We start from the raw sequence: 17,754 nt of genomic DNA, 5'->3' as shown, positions 1-17,754 counted from the left end.
ATTATCCGCCGCAGGCGCCGTTAACCACTGCGTGCCCCGCTGACGGGCGTGTCATCCGGAGCAAGATCGCGTGGACCAAGGGATCATCGCCAGCCTGCTGCAGCACCCGCTTGCGTCGGCGCTGGTCATCGTCGACCGCACGGGCCGCCCGCTGGCGGCCAATCCGGCTGCGCGCGAGCACGGCTTGCCGGCTACCGTGGCTGCGTATGCGCCGATGCTGGAAGATCTGCGCCTGATGGCCGCCGATGGCGGCATCGTGGCCTGCACGCTGCCGGGTGGCCCGCACGGGCACTACGACGGCCACCTGCGGGCCGTGCACGATGGCGCCGGCAATCTGCTGGCTTTCACGCTGAGCATTCCCGAACCGGTGCCGCTTGGCGGCGGTGGGCGCTGGGAGCTGGCGCTGGACAGTGCCGGGCACAGCCTCTGGGACTGGGACATTCCCAGCGACCGTGTGGTGCGCACCCCGGCGCTGGGTGACGAAACCGCCACCGAGATCCTGGCCCGCGTGCACGGCGAAGATATCGCCCAGGTGCGGGTCGCACTGGACGAGCATCTGCGTGGCTTGAGCGAGCAGTACAGCGCACAATTCCGCTTCCGCCAGGCCGATGGCCAGTGGCGTTGGGTACTGGACCGCGGGCGCGTGGTCGCGCGCACCGCCGATGGCCAGCCGCTGCGCATGGTCGGCACGCATACCGATATCGAACAACAGAAGCAGCTGGAAGGGCTGCTTCAGGAACAGCAGCTGCACCTGAGCGAGGCCCAGCGCATCGCCAGCATGGGCAGCTGGTCGTTCGACCCCAACAGCGGTCATTTCTGGTGGTCGCCGGAGCTGCGCTCGATGCTGGCGCTGGAGCAGGGCAGCGCGCCCGGCCAGCGCCGCTGGCTGAAGCAGCTGCATCCGCGCTCGCGGGGTGCATTGCGCGCAGCATGGCGGCGTCTGTGGCGTGATGGCCGGGCCGCCAACATCGAACTGGAACTGACCCGCGGCCACGAACCGTCGCAGCACCTGCGGCTATGGATGCAGCCGCTGCTGGACATGGATGGCCAGCCCAAGCGCCTGCTCGGCCAGGTGCAGAACATCACCGAGCAGCACCAGACCGATGCACTGATCCGCTGGCGCACCGAACTGCTCAACCGTGTTTCCGCGCTGGGTCGCATCGGTGGCTGCGAGATCGAGGTGCAGACCCGGCACATGCAGTGGACCGAGGAGTGCTACCGCATCCACGGCCTGCGCAAGGAGCCGATCACCCTCGACCAGGCGCTGGCGCTTTACACCGAGGACTCACGCAACGCCTTCGAAGCGGCGTTGGGGCGCATTGCCGATGGCGGACTGCCCGAACAGCTGGACCTGTGCTTCTACCGTCAGTCCGGCCTGCGGGTGTGGGTGCAGGTGCTGATCGAGCTGGACCGTCGCGACGGCCTGCCGCCGCGCTTCGTGGTGCTGTTCCGTGACATCACCCGCGAGCGCGAGGCGAATGAGCGCATCGAGCTGCTGGCCCACTACGATCTGCTGACCGGCCTGCCCAATCGCGTGCTGCTCGGCGAACAGACAGCAGAAGCCATCGAGGAAGCGCGTGACCGCGGCACCTCACTGGCGATGCTGTTCATCGATCTGGACGGCTTCAAGACCATCAACGACAGCTTCGGCCACGCCACCGGTGATGCGCTGCTGAAGGCCGCCGCCACGCGCCTGCACCAGAACCTGCGCAACAACGATCTGTTCGGCCGCTTCAGTGGCGACGAGTTCATCGTGGTGCTGCGCGACTTGGCCGAGCCGGAAGATGCGGGCCACGTGGCGCGCAAACTGATCGCCTCGCTGGCCGAGCCGCTGCGCCGCGGCGACACCACGCTGAAGGTCGGCGCCAGCGTCGGCATCGCGATGCTGGGCGATGCCCAGACCGACTTCGATTCCCTGCTGCGTGCCGCCGACGCCGCGATGTACGCGGCCAAGGAAGCCGGCCGCAATACCTACCAGTACTACAGCCAGGACGCGCTGGCCCGCATCCAGCGCAAGCTTGAGCTGGAGCATGCCCTGCACGGCGCCATCGAGCGCGAAGAGTTCAGCCTGGCCTACCAGCCGCTGCTGCATGCCCACCACGGCGAGCCGCCGGCGATCGAGGCGCTGCTGCGCTGGCACCGGCCCGGGATCGGCTACTGCAGCCCGGCCGAGTTCATTCCGATTGCCGAAAAGTGCGGCGAGATCGTGCGCATCGGCGACTGGGTGTTGAACGAAGCCTGCCGCCAGGCCACCGCCTGGGACCGTGCCGGTCTGCGCTTCGACCGCATCGCGGTGAATGTCTCGGCGGTGCAGCTGCGTGACCGCGGCTTTGCCGAGCGCGTGATCGACATCTGCCACGCCCATGGCTGGCCGCCGCAACGACTGGAGCTGGAACTGACCGAGTCGGCATTGATCCGTGACACCGACATCCTGCGGCATTGCTTCGACGTGCTGGAACGGCACGGCGTGCCGCTGGCGGTGGATGACTTCGGTACCGGCTTCTCCAACCTCAATTATCTCAACCGTTTCCCTGTGGGCCGCCTGAAGATCGACCGCAGTTTCGTGCAGGGCATGTTGCATGATTCGGGCACGGCCGAAGTGACCCAAGCGATCGTGCACCTGGGCCACGCGCTGGGCATGAAGGTGGTGGCCGAGGGCGTGGAAACGCACCAGGAAGAAGACATGCTGCGCCGCCAGGGCTGCGACGAGATCCAGGGTTACCTGTACTCGCGCCCGCTCAGCCCGCGCGACCTGGCGCAGTGGCTGCGCCAGCAGCGCCCGGCACCTGGGCGCACAGATGCTGCCAGCGAGGTCGTGCTGGCACGCTGAGGGTAGCGCCGGGCCTTGCCCGGCGGGATCGTTGCGCGCCGACGCACCGCTCTGGTAGGTGTCGAACTTGGTCGGCACGAATGCTTGCATGCATCATCATCTATAAGCGACGCGGATCTGCCGCGTGTGCGACATCAATATGGTCGTTTCCGTAGAGCGAAGACTGACTGGGAGTCGTCCTTTCCGCCGGTTCCCGTGGATGAGCTGGCTTTGGCGGCCAGACCTACTCCGCCCAATGATTAGAGAGAGCGTCGATTGCCCTCCATATCTTGAAGTTGTTCAACGGAGTCAGGGAGGGTAGAACCGCCGCTTCCTCTTCGGTTGCAGAGCAGTGAATGGAGTTGGTCGCGTTTCTCTTGTGCCAGATCCCTGGGGTGCCGTAGACGAAGAAGTAGTTCTCCAGGCCAGTCGCATGGATAAGTTCATGTCGACCGATAACCCGCCAGTCCCCATCCTGATCGCTTTTCCTGTCAAAGAGTGAGTAGCTATCCAGGATGACTGGATTCATTAGTGGTCTAGCTTGCTCAAGATCGGCAAGGGCGAGGGTCGTCTCCCTGCGGCGGGTCCCAAAGATATGTGCGGAATGGCCAATGGGAATCTCGGAAATGATCTGTCCGAAGTGGTAAAACCCATCATTGCGAGTAAAGCAGAATACGTCGCCTGCGCGGATGAAGCGGAGCATTGTTCGATGCTTCTTGGTCCAGCCGTTGAGAAATTCGCCGATAGTTCCAGTTTCCCGCATCGTCCTCTTTGGTGCTGGCGTCGCCATAGGGATTCACTCAATGTCCGGTTCAAGAGACGTCAAGTGTTGACGAGGCGTGTTGCCAGGACCATGCAAACATTCCGAAATGCATGGATCGCGGGGCATCATCCACGCATGGCGTGGATCTACCTCGAGAACTCCGCCTTCAACTGCATGCGCAGCGCTTCGACGATGGCCGCATAGCGCCGCTTCTGGACCAGATAGCTGGCCAGGAGCAGCGGCAGTACCAGCAGCATGGGCGCCACCATCGGGCGCATCGCCACCAGCGGCAACAGCAGCAGCGACAGGATCGCCACGAACCAGCTGCACAGGCCGATCACCCGCACCTCGTGCCGTCGCGCGTTGAGTACGATGCGACCGCGCATCACCGGGAAGTAGCGCAGGCCGAAGCTCGGCGCGAAGCTCTCGCGGAACACCATGCTGCCATCGGGCAGCGCATGGAAGGCCAGTCGCAGCCACTTGTCCCGCGGCAGGTCACGTTCCAGGCTGCCCAGCGAGAGCCGGGCCTGCATGGCCGGTGACGCCGCGATGCGTTCGTTGAACACGGTGATGCCCCAGCTGAAATAACCGGCCACCCAGGCCATCAGAAGGACGGTCTCGATCAGCAGGAGTGCGATCAGGGCGATGGCCATCGGTCTTCCATGATCGGGATCGGTGGATCATGCCACTGCCCGGACAGTAGATCCACGCCATGCGTGGATGGCAGGCGGTCCGAGCCACCATGCGGGTGGGGCCGCCCAGCGACTCAAGCAGCCTCTTGGCGTCAGTCCTCTTCCACCAGATCGCTAAGATCCAGAATCCGTGGAGCAACACTGTGCGCAACGACGCTTTGGATCATTCCGGGCTTGGGCCGAAGTGAATAGGCTCGCATCGTGTGGATGGGATTGAACTCCAGCCACGGGCAGGATGAATGCCCCACGATAACCGGCATGTTGAAACTGATGTCCTTGGGATCATCCAGTGGGAGAGTCCATTTGCCGCCGTGATGCTGACACACGGTTTCCCCAAGATATCGTGCAAACACAACTCTCAAGGCAGCCTGCTCGTCCTTCGATAACGTTGCGGCCATCAACGTGTACAGGGTTTCGAGGCGATCAAGGCTCTCCAGGCTACCGTCTAGGTCGACGCCGCGCTGCTGCGCCTGCTCGATCAGCCATTCAATCTGATCGTCCATGATGATCAGAAACTGTTCGAAGGCTTCTTGCGCTTCTTCCGGATTGAATGCCATGACGCTGTCAAGGAGGGAGAGCGATGAGTGTGCCCGGAGCCGGTGATTCAGACCATGCAACAAATCTGAAATGGTGGGTGGCCGCTGCCATTTCATCCACGCATGGCGTGGATCTACTTCAGCGCTTCCCCATCCAGCCCCAGGTCCCACGCCAGCCCCAGCAGCGCCTCGTCCGCGCGGGACGGCGCCGGCCGCGCATCGGCCAGCTGCTGCAGCTCGCGGATCTCCTCGCGTGCCACATCCTCCAGCTGTTGCAGCTGCTCACGCACGCTCGCGTTGCGCGGGCGCTCGGTATCGGTGAGGGAGGGCAGGGCACGGATCAGGGTCATGGTGCGCGTACAGGATGCATCCAACGGCGGGTCACAGGCAAAGGCCCCGGAGGAACCGGGGCCTTGCGGGCTGCCGGCGAGGGCAGCGGACATCAGGATCAGAACAGCTCGACGGTGCCGGCGCCCATGCTCTGCTGGGCAACCGGCTTGTGCGGCGGGCGTTCCCATTCGCTGCGCAGTTCGCGCAGGCGGCTGCCGGTGCGCTGCAGGGCGGTGGCGATCTCTTCGTCGAACACGCCGCCGTTGCGGTGCAGCAGTTCCTGCAGGGCGACTGCTTCGCGGTTGATCGCGGTCAGGCGGTCCAGGTGGGTGTGCACGCCGCCCAGCGCCTGGGTGGCGATGTCTTCGAACTGCAGGGCGCGCACGGCTTCGGCCACGCTGCCATCAATCGAACGGGCGCACTCGGAGACTTCGCGCATGCCATCGCCCAGCGAGGCATTGATCTGGGCCACGTTGTCGAGCATCGCGGCCGCTTCCTGGCGCGCTTCACGGGAGCGATCCATGTCACGCGACGCCATGTGCGAGACCGTCTCGCGCACCTTGGCAATGGCGTCCTTGGAGCTGTGCGCCAGCTTGCGGATCTGCTCGTTGAAGGTGGTCGAGCGCTCGGACAGGTTGCGGACCTCGTCGGCCACCACGGCGAAGCCGCGACCGGCTTCACCGGCACGCGCTGCTTCAATTGCAGCGTTCAGGGCCAGCAGGTTGGTCTGGTCGGCGATCGACTTGACGTCTTCCAGCAGCGCGAAGATGCCATCCAGGTGCTGCGCCATCTGGTCGATGTGCTGCACGGTGGTGCTGCTCTGGCCGCTCACCTGCTCCAGCGCTTCGACCAGCTGTTCCATGCGGTGGCTGGCGTGCTGGGCGAAACGGGCAACGTCGAGGCCGGCATTGCCTTCATCACCGGCGCGATCGACGATGCGCGACAGGGCCTGGCTCTGCTGGCGCGACTTGCGGTTCATGGCATCGAAGCTGCCACCAAGGCTGGAGACGGCCTGGCGGATCAGGTCACGGGCACGTTCCACTTCGCCGCGCGAACCGTCGATCTCGTTGCCGACGAAGTTGCGCAGTTCGGTCAGCAGCTGGTCCTGCTCACGCAGGACACGGGCATGTTCCGGGGAACGGTGCGCCTGGGCGCGGGTGGTCCACCACGCAAAGCCGAGCCAGCTCAGCGTCATCGTGGTCAGGATCGCCCAGCGCAGGGCGGCCGGCCATTCGAAACCGATGGCGAAGGGGAGCAGCAGGGTCAGAGCCAGGGGGGCGGCCAGACGGATGAAAATGCGTGAGTACATGGACGTTCTCGGGAGGTGCACGGAGGATGTATCGGCCGTACCCCCTTTCTCTTTAACGTCGATGTGCCCGGAAGTGCATTCTGAATGCGCCGGTTTTCCGGCGCCTTGGCGGCTTCAGGGTCAGAGCCCTTTCCGTGCCGGAAAGGGATCCGACCCTCGGGCTCAGGCCAGCTGCCGGTCCACGGCCTCGATCATCGCCTTGCGGCTGAACAGGAAGTCCCAGTAGCTGCCGCCCAGCTGGCGCCACAGCACCGCCGAGCGCACCGCCGCCAGCAGCAGGGCGCGGATCTCGGCGACCACGCCGGCCTGGCCCAGATAGTGCGGGTTGCCCTGCACCATCACCCGCGGCTTCAGGTGGCTGATGGTGTCGGCGTACAGGCCGCCGAGATTGGCCAGCACGTCCGGATGGCCGCTGTCGCCCAGCTCAGTGGCCTGGCGCTGGGCGCGCTCGATGCCCGAGGCGACCTTGTTCACGGTGGCGCCGTCCTGCACGAAGCGGCGCTCCAGCTGCAGCACCGACAGCGCCAGCTTGGGCAGGATCGGGTCCTGGCCCTGGCTGCGGAAGTAGTTGTGCAGCAGGCGCAGGCCGGCCTTCAGTGCATGGCGGTCACCGAACACCTCCTGCGGCGAGGACGCATCGACACGGAACACGCTGTCCACGGCGGTGCGCACGGCGGCGGCGTCGGAATGGCCGGTATCGGCGATACGGCGTACCTGCTGCAGGGCCTGGGCAATGCCGGCCAGGGCCAGGACGCGGTCGTCGACAGTGAAACTCATGCAGCGATTACCTCAAAAGGGGAGGGGGTGGTGCGCAGGCGCTGTTCCAGCGGCGCATCGGTGGCGGCGATCACCGCGCCACCCAGGCACACGTCACCGTCATACAGCACCAGTGATTGACCGGGGGTAACGGCGCGCTGCGGGCGCGCGAAGGTGACCAGCACGCTGCCATCGTCCAGCATCTCGACCGTACACGGCTCGTCGGGCTGGCGGTAGCGGGTCTGGGCGGTGCATTCAAAGCGCCGTGCCGGCGGCGCGCCGGCGATCCAGTGCGCGGTTTCCGAGCGCAGGCGATCGGACAGCATCCACTTGCTGTCGCGGTCCTGATCCACGTACAGCACGTTGCTGGCCACATCCTTGCCGACCACGTACCACGGCGCGGCCGGACGTCCACGCACGCCGCCGATGTTCAGGCCTTCGCGCTGGCCCAGGGTGAAATAGAACACGCCCGGATGTTCGGCGATGACGCTGCCGTCGGCCGGGTCGAGGATCTGGCCGGGCTTGGCCGGCAGGTAACGGCCGAGGAATTCACGGAAGTCGCGCTCACCAATGAAGCAGATGCCGGTGGAGTCCTTCTTGGCGTGGGTCGGCAGGCTGACGTCACGTGCGATCCGCCGCAGGTCGGTCTTTTCCAGGTCGCCGATCGGGAACAGGGTGGCCGCCAGCTGTTCCTGGCCCAGCTGGTGCAGGAAGTAGCTCTGGTCCTTGGAGCGGTCGGCGCCGCGCAGCAGCAGCCACTGGTGGCCGCGCTGGGTCACACGTGCGTAATGGCCGGTGGCGATGCGTTCGGCGCCCAGCTCGCGGGCGGCATCCAGGAAGTGCTTGAACTTCACTTCGCGGTTGCACAGCACGTCCGGGTTCGGCGTACGGCCGGCCGCGTACTCGGCCAAAAAGTGCTCGAACACGCCCTGCCAGTATTCGCTGGAGAAATCGCGGAAGTGGAACGGAATGCCGAGCAGGCCGCAGACGGCCACCGCATCGCGGCGGTCGTCCTCGGCACGGCAGTCGCCGCTGCCGTCGTCGGCCCAGTTCTGCATGAACAGACCGGCTACGGCCTCGCCCTGCTGTACCAGGCGCCAGGCGGCGACCGAGGAGTCGACGCCACCGGAGACGCCCACCATCACGCGCGGAGTGCTCATGCGACCTCCCGGACCAGGGAAAGTGGATGGCGCTGGCCACCCAGGTAATCAGCCACCACCTGCCAGACCAGCGGGCTGCGCAGGCGCTCGCCGGCGGCCTGCAGTTCGGCCGGGGTCAGCCAGAGTGCGCGGTCGATGCCGGTGTCCAGTGGCTGCGCCGGGTCGTGCGAGACCGGGCGCGCCGCGTAGCAGAAGCGCAGGAAGGGGGTGCCGTCGCCGGCCGTCCACTGGTAGCAGCCGATGAAGTGGGTCAGCTGCACCGTCCAGCCGGTTTCCTCGCGGGTCTCGCGCAGGGCTGCCTCGGCCAGGCTTTCGCCCGGCTCGAGGTGGCCGGCCGGCTGGTTCAGCACCTGGCGGCCGTCGATGGTCTCTTCAACCAGCAACACGCGGCCGCCGTCGACCACCACGGTGGCGACGGTGGCGTGCGGTGCCCAGCGCGGGTCCGGCGTAGCGTTCAACTCAGAACTCGTCCTTCTTGGTCAGTTCCAGCTCCATGGCGTCGGCGGTGCGGATGGCCGCATCGATGGCGTCGCTGAGCTGGTCGGCCGTGGCATCGGCGTCGATCTTGACCACGAACATGGCGGTGGTGTCCTGCTTCACCCAGCCGCCCATCTTGGCGTCCTGCGAATCTTCCAGCAGGCGGTTGGCCACGGCCACCGGGAACTGCTTGGTCTTGGCGTTGTAGGCCGGCGACCAGATCTCGCGGATGTTGTGGGTGCCGAAATCTTCCACCGACGAGCGCACGTAGACCATCTGGGTGCGGTCACCCTCGACGTCGAACACCATGCGGTAGTCGCCGTCCTCGTCGACCTCGTAGGTGTAGCCCAGCTTGTCCAGGTGGCGGGCCACGGCCTTGTCGGCCTGGGTCTCGGCGGCGGCGGAGCCGGCGGCGGCCAGGGCGATCAGCAGGGCGGAGAGAAGGGTCCTTTTCATGAAGATCCTGTGAAACAGTGTTGAGAGAGGATGCAATTGTGACGGCGGCCGTGCGTGCCGTCCAATCTGCGGCGGGCCGACGCAGGCCCGCTCGAGCCTCTATAATGAGCAGATGCCCCGCGAGTCTTCCCCCGATTCCCATCACGAGCACGGCGTTGCCGTGGAACCCGCGCGCCCGGAAGTGGCGCCGCCGCCGTTCTACCAGGTGATGCTGCTCAATGACGACTACACCCCGATGGATTTCGTGGTGGACGTGCTGCAGCAGTTCTTCAGCATGGACCTGGACAAGGCCACACAGGTGATGCTGCACGTCCATACCCGCGGCCGCGGCGTGTGCGGGGTGTTCACCCGCGAAGTGGCCGAGACCAAGGTTGCCCAGGTCAACGAGTATTCGCGGATGAATCAGCACCCGCTGCTGTGCACGATGGAAAAGGCCTGACCGCCCCCGACCTGTAGAGCCGAGCCCACGCTCGGCTGCTGTTCACCCAGGCATCCAGATCTCTGCCAGCAGCAGCCGAGCGCAGGCTCGGCTCTACAGCTGGATCAGGCCTCCGCCAACGCCTCCAGCGCCATACGCGCCACGGCCTCGTCGACCTCGGCGGGGTCGCCGTCATCCCGGAACCAGACTGCCGACAGCCCCGCGCTGGCTGCGATCCAGCGCAGCAGGCGCGTGCGCTCCAGGCCCGCCAGTGCACTGACCTGTTCCAGCCGGGCGGCAAACCGCTCAGGCTGCGTCGCAACGTGGATGCCCGGACCGCACAGGTCCGGGTTGCTGAACAGTGTCGTGTAATCAAAGGCGCGATCACCCAGCAGCCGCTTCGGGTCGATCGCCAGCCAGCCGCGCGCGCCGAAATCGAGCACGTTGTCGTGGTGCAGGTCGCCGTGCAGCGGCCGGATCTCGCGCTCTTCCTGCAGCAACCCCTCCGCCAGTGATCTGCACTGTTCCAGCAGTGGCGGCAGCGCAGCCCTTGGCTGCAGCAGGTCGGCGAACCATCTACGGAGGCAGACCAGTTCCGCTGGCGGCGCGTTCCGTGGCCGGTGCAGCCGCTGCAGGACCTGGCACAGGATCGTGGTGCAGGCGTCATCGTCGCCCTCGATCGAGCGTTGCCGCAGCGAGTCGCCGCCGGCACGCTCGATCAGGATCGCCGGTCCCTCGTGGGCCAGCAGGCGGGCGGCGCCATCGCCCTCCCACCAGCGCAGCAGGCGATGGCTGTTCTGCTCTTCGGTTTCGCTGCTGATCTTCAGCATGGCCGGCTCGCCGGCGATGGTCAGCACTGGCCAGAGCTGGGCATGGGGCGTTTCGATGGCTGCGCCATCACGCCGCAATCGCCAGCGGCTCAGGTAGGGTTCGCTCATGCTGGGCGGGCTGTCCTGGAGTGAATGAAGATCAAGCGATGTGTACTGCTAACGCCATCTGAACGCAGCAATCCGCTAGGGTGATGGAAATCGCGTAGTCAGGCCGCATATTGTCCCCATCTGCCGCCGGAGTAATCCATGTTCAGCAAAGACCTCGAACACACCATCGGCCAGTGCTACAAGCGCGCCCGTGAGGCCCGGCATGAGTTCATGACGGTCGAACACCTGCTGTTGGCACTGCTCGACAACCCGTCCGCCCAGGCCGTACTGAAGGCGTGTGGCGCCGACGCCGAACGCCTGCGCCAGGAGCTGGAGCAGGCCATCGAGGCCTCCGTGTCCCGCCTGGCCGAAGATGACGGCCGCGATACCCAGCCGACCCTGGGCTTCCAGCGCGTGCTGCAGCGGGCCGTGTACCACGTGCAGTCCTCGGGCAAGAAGGAGGTCACCGGCGCCAATGTGCTGGTCGCCATCTTCGGCGAAAAGGACTCCCACGCCGTCTATTACCTCAACCAGCAGGACGTCACCCGGCTGGACGTGGTCAATTACCTGTCCCATGGCATCGCCAAGCTGGGCGAAGAAGGCGAGCAGCCGTCCTCCTCCTCCGAGGGCGAAGGCCGCATTGAAGGCGGGGAGGGCGAGCCGAAGGGCGATGCCCTGACCGAGTTCGCCAGCAACCTCAACGAACAGGCCCGGGCCGGTCGCATCGACCCGCTGGTCGGTCGTGCCGACGAAATCGAGCGCACCATCCAGGTCCTGTGCCGCCGCCGCAAGAACAACCCGCTGTACGTGGGCGAGGCCGGCGTGGGCAAGACCGCGATCGCCGAGGGCCTGGCCCGCCGCATCGTCGAAGGTTCGGTGCCTGAGGTGCTGGCCGATGCGGTGATCTATTCGCTCGACCTGGGCGCACTGGTGGCTGGTACCAAGTACCGTGGCGACTTCGAGAAGCGCCTGAAGAGCGTGCTGACGGCACTGAAGAAGGTGCCCAACGCGGTGCTGTTCATCGACGAGATCCACACCATCATCGGTGCTGGCTCGGCGTCGGGCGGCACCATGGATGCGTCCAACCTGATCAAGCCGGCGCTGGCGTCGGGCGAGCTGCGCTGCATCGGCTCGACCACCTTCCAGGAATATCGTGGCATCTTCGAGAAGGACCGGGCGCTGGCCCGTCGCTTCCAGAAGATCGACATCGTCGAGCCGACGGTGGGCGAGACCTACGAGATCCTGCAGGGCCTGAAGTCCAAGTACGAGCTGCACCACGGCGTCACCTATTCCGACGAGGCGCTGCAGGCCGCGGTGGACCTGTCGGTGAAGCACATCGGCGACCGCCTGCTGCCGGACAAGGCCATCGACGTGATCGACGAGGCTGGCGCCCGCCAGCGCCTGCTGCCGGAAGGCCAGCGCAAGGAGCTGATCGACGTCGAGGAAGTGGAGGCGATCGTCGCCAAGATGGCGCGCATCCCCACCAAGCAGGTCAGCGCCACCGACAAGGATGTGCTGCAGCACCTGGAGCGCAACCTGAAGATGGTGATCTTTGGCCAGGATCCGGCCATCGAGACGCTGTCCTCGGCGATCAAGCTGGCCCGCTCGGGCCTGGGCAATCCGGAAAAGCCGATCGGCAATTTCCTGTTCGCCGGTCCGACCGGTGTCGGCAAGACCGAGGTGACCAAGCAGCTCGCGCTGCAGCTGGGCATCGAGCTGGTCCGCTTCGACATGTCCGAGTACATGGAGCCGCATTCGATCAGCCGCCTGATCGGTGCCCCTCCGGGCTACGTCGGCTTCGACCAGGGCGGCCTGTTGACCGAGAAGATCGTCAAGACGCCGCACTGCGTGCTGCTGCTGGACGAAATCGAGAAGGCGCACCCGGACATCTTCAACATCCTGTTGCAGGTGATGGACCGCGGCGTGCTGACCGATACCAATGGTCGTGAGGCGAACTTCAAGAACGTGGTGCTGGTGATGACCACCAATGCTGGCGCGGCGCAGGCCTCGCGGCGTTCGATCGGCTTCACCAAGCAGGACCATGCCACCGACGCGATGGAGACCATCCGCCGCAGCTTCACCCCGGAATTCCGCAACCGCCTCGACGCGGTGGTGCAGTTCCAGGCGTTGGGCTTCGAGCACATCCTGCGCGTGGTCGACAAGTTCCTGATCGAGCTGGAGATGCTGCTGCAGGACAAGCACGTCAGCCTGTCGGCCACCCCGACCGCGCGCGACTGGCTGGCTCACCACGGCTTCGACCCACTGATGGGTGCGCGCCCGATGGCCCGCGTGATCCAGGACAAGATCAAGCGCCCGCTGGCCGACGAGCTGCTGTTCGGCAAGCTGGTCAACGGTGGCAAGGTCAGCATCGATGTCCGCGACGACGAGCTGGTGGTCGAGACCCAGGCTGAGCCGGAGCGGCTGCTGCCGGTTACGGTGGAGTGAGCTGAAGGCTTGGCGTGAAAGACTGGAAACAACAAGGGCGGCTTCGGCCGCCCTTGTGCTGTCCGGGGTCAGCGGCTGCGGCGGCGCGCTTCGCGCTTGAACCGCTCGGCATCGATCGGCTCGATGCGCGCGACCTCGCAGCTGCCACGACCGGTGTCCAGAGCGCTTCGGCCCTCGCTGCACAGCTCGTCAGCCTCCTTGCCGTCGGTCCTGAAGCCGAGGCGGGTGGCCAGCACGGCAGAAGGGCAGCTGTTGCGGAAATGCACGACATAGTGGTCTTCGCCGGAGCGAAGCAGGATGTTCTTGTCGGCGCCGGCACGAACGATCTGCTGTTCGCCGGTCAGTGGTACGCACTGCGCCGGCGGGGTGTCGGCGGCATGGGCGGGCGACGCCAGCAGGGTGGCGGCAGACAAGGTCAGGGGGATGAGCAGGGAAGACAGATTCATGGCGGGGCAGGGGGCGGCGATCCGGACTGGATCGGATCCCAGGATGCCGCCGCCGCTGCAAATGCGAATCTGCCGCAAGCAGGGCTGACCGACGTCACGGTGAGATCGGTCACGATGACCTTTGGCGCATCAGGCTGCGATCGAACGGAATCCCTGCTGGCGCCCCTGGTTGCCGCCATCCTCGATGACGAATGCGACCGCTTCATGCGGAATGTGCAGTCGCTGCTTGAGTGTGCTGCCCATGTGTGGGACCTCGCGCTGCACGGCCAGATACAGTGGGTGGGATGCGTCCATGCTGGTACAGACCAGGCAGGGCTGGCCGAACCAGGTGCCGTCCGGGCCCTTGCTGGCGTAGCAGCGGCTGGTGACGGACTGCGGGTCCAGGACGATCAGGTAGGTCATGCGCGCAGCGCCTTCTGTGAAGAACGCGTTGAGTCTAGAGTCCCGGCGCGATGCTGGATTTCAGACAAGGACGAAAATCGAACGATCTCGGTGCCGCGCATTTTCTTCCGCGCACGACAAAGGGCCAGCAGCGAGGCCGGCCCTGTTGGAGTGGCGCATTGCGCCGACCGCTTACTTCATGCGGTAGGTGATACGGCCCTTGGTCAGGTCGTACGGGGTCATTTCAACCTTGACCCGGTCACCGGTGAGGATGCGGATGTAGTTCTTGCGCATGCGGCCGGAGATGTGGGCGATGATTTCGTGCCCATTTTCCAGACGAACGCGGAAAGTGGTGTTCGGCAGCGTCTCGCTGACGGTGCCCTCGAACTCGATGGAATCGTCTTTCGACATGTAGTCCTGTGCGGTTCAGAAAACGGCCACGCTGGGCCTAAGGCGCGGTATTTTACGCGTGATGGGCCCGGCTTGCAAAGTTTGTGTTAACCCCCGGCCAAACGCTGTGCTGGCAAGCGTCCTACCGCCTGGGTCCATGGGCCTTCACGGCCGTCACGGTGTACGGCCTGGCGGACGTGCTCCAGAAAGTCCGCGCGCGGCAGGTGCTCGGCGCCCATCCGCAGCAGGTGCGGATTCTCCACCTGGGCATCGATCAGTTCCCAGCCCCAGTCACGCAGGGTGGATGCGAGGGCGGCCAAGGCGATCTTGGAGCCGCCGCTGGCGCCACTGAACATGCTCTCCCCGAAGAACATGGCGCCGATCGCGACGCCATAGATGCCGCCGACCAGCGTCTGCCGATCCCAGACCTCGAAGGAGTGGGCAAACCCCAGGTCGTGCAGCTGGCTGTAAGCCTCGACCATCGCCGGGCTGATCCACGTACCGTCCTGGCCCGGTCGCGGTGCCGCGGCGCAGGCACGCATCACACGACTGAAAGCGGTGTCGGCGGTGATCTCCCACGTGCTGCCGCGCAACTGGCGGCGGAAGCGGCTGGACAGGTGCACGCCCTCGGTACGGAATACCATGCGCGGGTCCGGCGACCACCACAGGATTGGCTCGCCCTCGCTGAACCAAGGAAAGATACCGCCGGCGTAGGCATTGAGCAGGCGCACCGGATGCAGGTCGCCGCCCACCGCGAGCAGGCCGTCGGGCTGGCGCAGTGCGGTTTCAGCCGGAGGGAAGGGAGCGTCCGGCGCATCGGCCAGGCGCCAGGGCAGCTGGCGGGTCATGCCGCCATTGTATTCGTCGTGGCGATCGCTGATGTCTGGCACCATCAGCGTCCAACGGCAAGGAGCCCACGCATGAGTGACGCGATCACCGCCATCCTCGATGTGCACGATACCCCGCGCACGCGCAACGACAGCCAGGGCATGCTGCTGGCGCTGGCCACTGAACAGCCCGGCCAGCTCGGTGCGCTGATGCTGCTGGCCCTTGCCCGGCGTTCACCCAGCTCGGCCTTTCTCGACATGGCGCTGGATCTGCTGCCCGATGAAGCGATTGTGCCGGTCTGTGCCGAGGCCTGGCGCCGCTATCGGGATGGCGAGCGCGGCGAACTGCTGGCCAGCGTGATCGAATTCACCAGCTACCAGGCGCCGCAGGTGCTGCAGGACGACTGGGAGGCCTTGCTGGCGCTGGCCACCGAAGACGAGCTGCAGCTGGCTTCGCAGGTATGGCAGGGCCTGCCCTCCGTCATTGCCGTGCAGTGGGCGCAGATTCTGGTTGAGGCCGACGACGATCGCGAGATGGCGCGGGCCAGGGCGCTGCTGCTGGCGGCGCAGCCCGAGAGCTATGCCGTTGCCCGCGGCTACCTCGCTGACTGGGGCGCGCTGGATGCTGAGGTCTGGGCGCACTGGGCCGGCGTCGCGGACGGACCGCAGCCGCGGCGCCTGCATGGGGAGCGGCCGCTGCACATCCGCTTCGGCCGCGAGCAGCATCGCGCGCAGCAGGCGGACGAACCGAGCTGGCGCAAGCGCATCTGGCGCCTGCACCCGACCTGGAATGGCGGGCAGGTACAGTACGCCGGGCAGATGGGAGGGCCGCTGGAATCGTTGTGTGGCAGCTGCCATGCACCGCTGCAGCGCCTGCTGCGAACCGACGCTGCCGCGCTGCAGCCGGGCGCGGCGGGTGAGATCACGCTGGGCCTGTGCCTGGACTGCTGCGGCTGGGAAGATCCGCCCGTGCGTTTCTATCGCCACGATGCCGCCGGCCTGCCCAGCTGCCACCCCAGCCAGCATCGGGAGGTGCCGGCCACGCCGACCGACAGTGGTGATCTGATGCAGGCCGAGGTCGGCCTGGTCGCCATGGACACCAGGCGGTGGGAACAGCAGGACTGGGGACAGTCCAATCATCGGCAGAACCTGTCGCGCGTGGGCGGCGCACCGAGCTGGGTGCAGAGTGCCTGGTATCCGGCGTGCATCGATTGCGGTGAGGAGATGCCCTTCGTGATGCAGCTGGATTCGACGCTGCCGACCACCGGTGGAGGCGCGCTGCTATGGGGCAGTGGCGGCATGCTCTACACGTTCTGGTGTGCGAAGTGCCGGGTGAGCGGGCACTTCTGGCAGTGCACCTGAGCACAGCGCCATCGCTATTGCTCTGATAGATGCCAACGTCGGTTGGCACGCCTCATTGCCCCGGTAGGTGCCAACCTTGGTTGGCACGCTTTTCCGCACCGCGCAAGTCGAGCAAGCTCGACGCTACGGCTCTGCGCGGAACGGCCCATGCCCCTGCAACTCCTGCTGGTACCGCCGCACACTCTGCCGCTCCTGTCGGCACCAGTCCTGCAGTGCCTCTGCGAAATCCGGATCGGCCACCCAGTGTCGGCTGCGCACCAGCGTCGGCAGGAAGCCGCGTGCCAGCTTGTGCTCGCCCTGTGCGCCGGGTTCGAAACGGCTCAGCCCTTCGCGCAGGCAGTATTCGATGCCCTGGTAATAACAGGCCTCGAAGTGCAGGCCGGGCAGGGTGGCGCCGCCCCAGTAGCGGCCGTACAGCGTATCGCCACCGCGCAGGCACAGCGCGCCGGCAATCGGCTCGCCGTCCTGTTCGGCCAGAAACATCACCAGCCCGCGGCCCAGTGAAATGGCCAGATGGCGCAGGAAGGCCTCGGTCAGGGCCGGGGCGTTGCCATACTCGAGGAACGTCTGCAGATAGAAGCGGTACATCGCCTGCAGGTCGGCGCGGCTGGCTTCATCGCCGTGCACCACGCGGAAGGTGATGCCCTGGCGGGTGACCTTGGCGCGTTCCTGGCGGATGTTCTTGCGGTGCTTGTGGTTCATCGCGCCGAGGAACTGGTCGAATGTCGCCCAGTCACCGGGGTTCTGCCACTGGAACTGAACGTCTTCGCGCAGCAGCCAGTCATCGCCGAACAGGGCCTCGTCGCCGGCGGCATGGAAGTTGATATGGGCCGAGGACACGTCCAGCGCCGGCAGCGCCTCGCGCAATGCCGACAGCAAGGTGACGCGCCCTGAATCGTGACGGGCCAGCAGCCGCGGGCCGGTGACCGGCGAGTACGGCACCGCGCCCAGCCACTTCGGATAGTAGTCGCGGCCATGACGGGCATACGCGTTGGCCCAGGCATGGTCGAACACGAACTCGCCGTGCGAATTGGTCTTCAGGTAACCCGGAATGGCGCCGACCAGCGTGCCGCCCTCCCACAGCGTGAAGTGCCGGGGCTGCCAGCCCCAGTCCTCGCGCAGGCAACCGTGCTGTTCAAGCCCGGAAAGGAAGGCGTGGCTGACGAAGGGGTTGCGGCCGTCGTGCAGGGCATCCCAGTCGGTTGCGGCAATGGACTGCAGGGAGTCGAGGAAGCGGGGGGAAGACATGGGGGAAGGATAGGGCAGATGAAACAGAAAGG

19 protein-coding genes are annotated in these 17,754 nt (G+C 66.0%); 4 read left to right on the top strand and 15 right to left on the bottom strand.

The genetic code is table 11. The annotated features are described in order from the left end of the window. Positions 1 to 70: 70 nt before the first annotated feature. Entirely contained in the window at positions 71 to 2,830 is a 2,760-nt protein-coding gene (locus tag ACTJJM_RS02150) for a bifunctional diguanylate cyclase/phosphodiesterase (RefSeq protein WP_440865105.1), read from the top strand. Between the two features lie 223 nt (positions 2,831 to 3,053). Here the strand turns inward: ACTJJM_RS02150 and ACTJJM_RS02145 are convergent, their stop codons facing one another. From ACTJJM_RS02145 to ACTJJM_RS02105, 9 genes are all read right to left on the bottom strand, one after another. Beyond that, the gene (locus ACTJJM_RS02145; RefSeq protein ID WP_241873908.1) at positions 3,054 to 3,599 is read right to left on the bottom strand and encodes an Imm26 family immunity protein; all 546 of its coding nucleotides are present in this window, start codon (positions 3,597 to 3,599) and stop codon (positions 3,054 to 3,056) included. Positions 3,600 to 3,718: 119 nt separating this feature from the next. Next, the gene (locus tag ACTJJM_RS02140) at positions 3,719 to 4,225 is read right to left on the bottom strand and encodes a hypothetical protein (protein ID WP_440865104.1); all 507 of its coding nucleotides are present in this window, start codon (positions 4,223 to 4,225) and stop codon (positions 3,719 to 3,721) included. 131 nt (positions 4,226 to 4,356) lie between these two features. After that, on the bottom strand, positions 4,357 to 4,821 hold the full coding sequence (locus ACTJJM_RS02135) for a hypothetical protein (RefSeq protein WP_019337427.1): 465 nt from the start codon (positions 4,819 to 4,821) through the stop codon (positions 4,357 to 4,359). Between the two features lie 113 nt (positions 4,822 to 4,934). After that, positions 4,935 to 5,150 carry a hypothetical protein gene (locus ACTJJM_RS02130; RefSeq protein WP_032966708.1) on the bottom strand — a complete coding sequence of 72 codons (216 nt, stop codon included), beginning with the start codon at positions 5,148 to 5,150 and terminating at the stop codon, positions 4,935 to 4,937. Between the two features lie 98 nt (positions 5,151 to 5,248). Next, entirely contained in the window at positions 5,249 to 6,439 is a 1,191-nt protein-coding gene (locus ACTJJM_RS02125) for a methyl-accepting chemotaxis protein (RefSeq protein WP_010485867.1), read from the bottom strand. Positions 6,440 to 6,601: 162 nt separating this feature from the next. Further along, a complete protein-coding gene (gene hflD / locus ACTJJM_RS02120; RefSeq protein ID WP_010485865.1) occupies positions 6,602 to 7,216 on the bottom strand; it encodes a high frequency lysogenization protein HflD in 615 nt (204 codons plus the stop codon). Next, a complete protein-coding gene (mnmA, locus tag ACTJJM_RS02115) occupies positions 7,213 to 8,355 on the bottom strand; it encodes a tRNA 2-thiouridine(34) synthase MnmA (protein ID WP_099560475.1) in 1,143 nt (380 codons plus the stop codon). Before mnmA ends, hflD begins: the two co-directional genes overlap by 4 nt. Next, positions 8,352 to 8,813, bottom strand: coding sequence for an NUDIX hydrolase (locus tag ACTJJM_RS02110; RefSeq protein WP_125437018.1), 462 nt, complete (start codon positions 8,811 to 8,813; stop codon positions 8,352 to 8,354). The genes mnmA and ACTJJM_RS02110 overlap by 4 nt, the downstream gene beginning before the upstream one ends. Before the next feature lies 1 nt (position 8,814). Continuing rightward, on the bottom strand, positions 8,815 to 9,288 hold the full coding sequence (locus ACTJJM_RS02105) for a hypothetical protein (RefSeq protein ID WP_010485859.1): 474 nt from the start codon (positions 9,286 to 9,288) through the stop codon (positions 8,815 to 8,817). A 112-nt stretch (positions 9,289 to 9,400) separates the two neighbouring features. On the opposite strand from ACTJJM_RS02105, the gene clpS reads away from it, so the two are divergent. Then, on the top strand, positions 9,401 to 9,727 hold the full coding sequence (clpS, locus tag ACTJJM_RS02100) for an ATP-dependent Clp protease adapter ClpS (RefSeq protein WP_010485856.1): 327 nt from the start codon (positions 9,401 to 9,403) through the stop codon (positions 9,725 to 9,727). A gap of 104 nt (positions 9,728 to 9,831) precedes the next feature. Here the strand turns inward: clpS and ACTJJM_RS02095 are convergent, their stop codons facing one another. Next, positions 9,832 to 10,644, bottom strand: coding sequence for an APH(6) family putative aminoglycoside O-phosphotransferase (locus ACTJJM_RS02095; protein WP_440865103.1), 813 nt, complete (start codon positions 10,642 to 10,644; stop codon positions 9,832 to 9,834). A 138-nt stretch (positions 10,645 to 10,782) separates the two neighbouring features. Between ACTJJM_RS02095 and clpA the strand changes: the two genes are divergently transcribed. Next, positions 10,783 to 13,068 carry an ATP-dependent Clp protease ATP-binding subunit ClpA gene (gene clpA / locus ACTJJM_RS02090; protein ID WP_010485852.1) on the top strand — a complete coding sequence of 762 codons (2,286 nt, stop codon included), beginning with the start codon at positions 10,783 to 10,785 and terminating at the stop codon, positions 13,066 to 13,068. A 68-nt stretch (positions 13,069 to 13,136) separates the two neighbouring features. Here the strand turns inward: clpA and ACTJJM_RS02085 are convergent, their stop codons facing one another. From ACTJJM_RS02085 to aat, 4 genes are all read right to left on the bottom strand, one after another. Then, the gene (locus ACTJJM_RS02085; RefSeq protein ID WP_049455057.1) at positions 13,137 to 13,514 is read right to left on the bottom strand and encodes a hypothetical protein; all 378 of its coding nucleotides are present in this window, start codon (positions 13,512 to 13,514) and stop codon (positions 13,137 to 13,139) included. A gap of 129 nt (positions 13,515 to 13,643) precedes the next feature. Beyond that, entirely contained in the window at positions 13,644 to 13,916 is a 273-nt protein-coding gene (locus ACTJJM_RS02080) for a hypothetical protein (protein WP_019337443.1), read from the bottom strand. 171 nt (positions 13,917 to 14,087) lie between these two features. After that, positions 14,088 to 14,306: a translation initiation factor IF-1 gene (gene infA, locus ACTJJM_RS02075; protein ID WP_005409596.1), complete on the bottom strand. Its 219-nt coding sequence runs from the start codon at positions 14,304 to 14,306 to the stop codon at positions 14,088 to 14,090. 86 nt (positions 14,307 to 14,392) lie between these two features. Further along, positions 14,393 to 15,133 carry a leucyl/phenylalanyl-tRNA--protein transferase gene (gene aat, locus ACTJJM_RS02070; protein WP_071306172.1) on the bottom strand — a complete coding sequence of 247 codons (741 nt, stop codon included), beginning with the start codon at positions 15,131 to 15,133 and terminating at the stop codon, positions 14,393 to 14,395. 72 nt (positions 15,134 to 15,205) lie between these two features. Here aat and ACTJJM_RS02065 point away from each other — a divergent pair, with 72 nt between their 5' ends. Next, positions 15,206 to 16,474 carry a hypothetical protein gene (locus tag ACTJJM_RS02065; protein WP_053442984.1) on the top strand — a complete coding sequence of 423 codons (1,269 nt, stop codon included), beginning with the start codon at positions 15,206 to 15,208 and terminating at the stop codon, positions 16,472 to 16,474. 123 nt (positions 16,475 to 16,597) lie between these two features. Here the strand turns inward: ACTJJM_RS02065 and ACTJJM_RS02060 are convergent, their stop codons facing one another. Further along, positions 16,598 to 17,722 (bottom strand): GNAT family N-acetyltransferase, encoded by a 1,125-nt coding sequence (locus tag ACTJJM_RS02060; RefSeq protein WP_126561110.1) that lies wholly within the window; start codon positions 17,720 to 17,722, stop codon positions 16,598 to 16,600. Between the last annotated feature and the right edge of the window lie 32 nt (positions 17,723 to 17,754).

This window comes from Stenotrophomonas sp. 22692 (assembly GCF_052045015.1).
GTDB classification, from domain to species: domain Bacteria; phylum Pseudomonadota; class Gammaproteobacteria; order Xanthomonadales; family Xanthomonadaceae; genus Stenotrophomonas; species Stenotrophomonas geniculata.
Note: the sequence above shows the minus strand (reverse complement) of the source record. Positions and strands in the feature narration are given on the sequence as shown.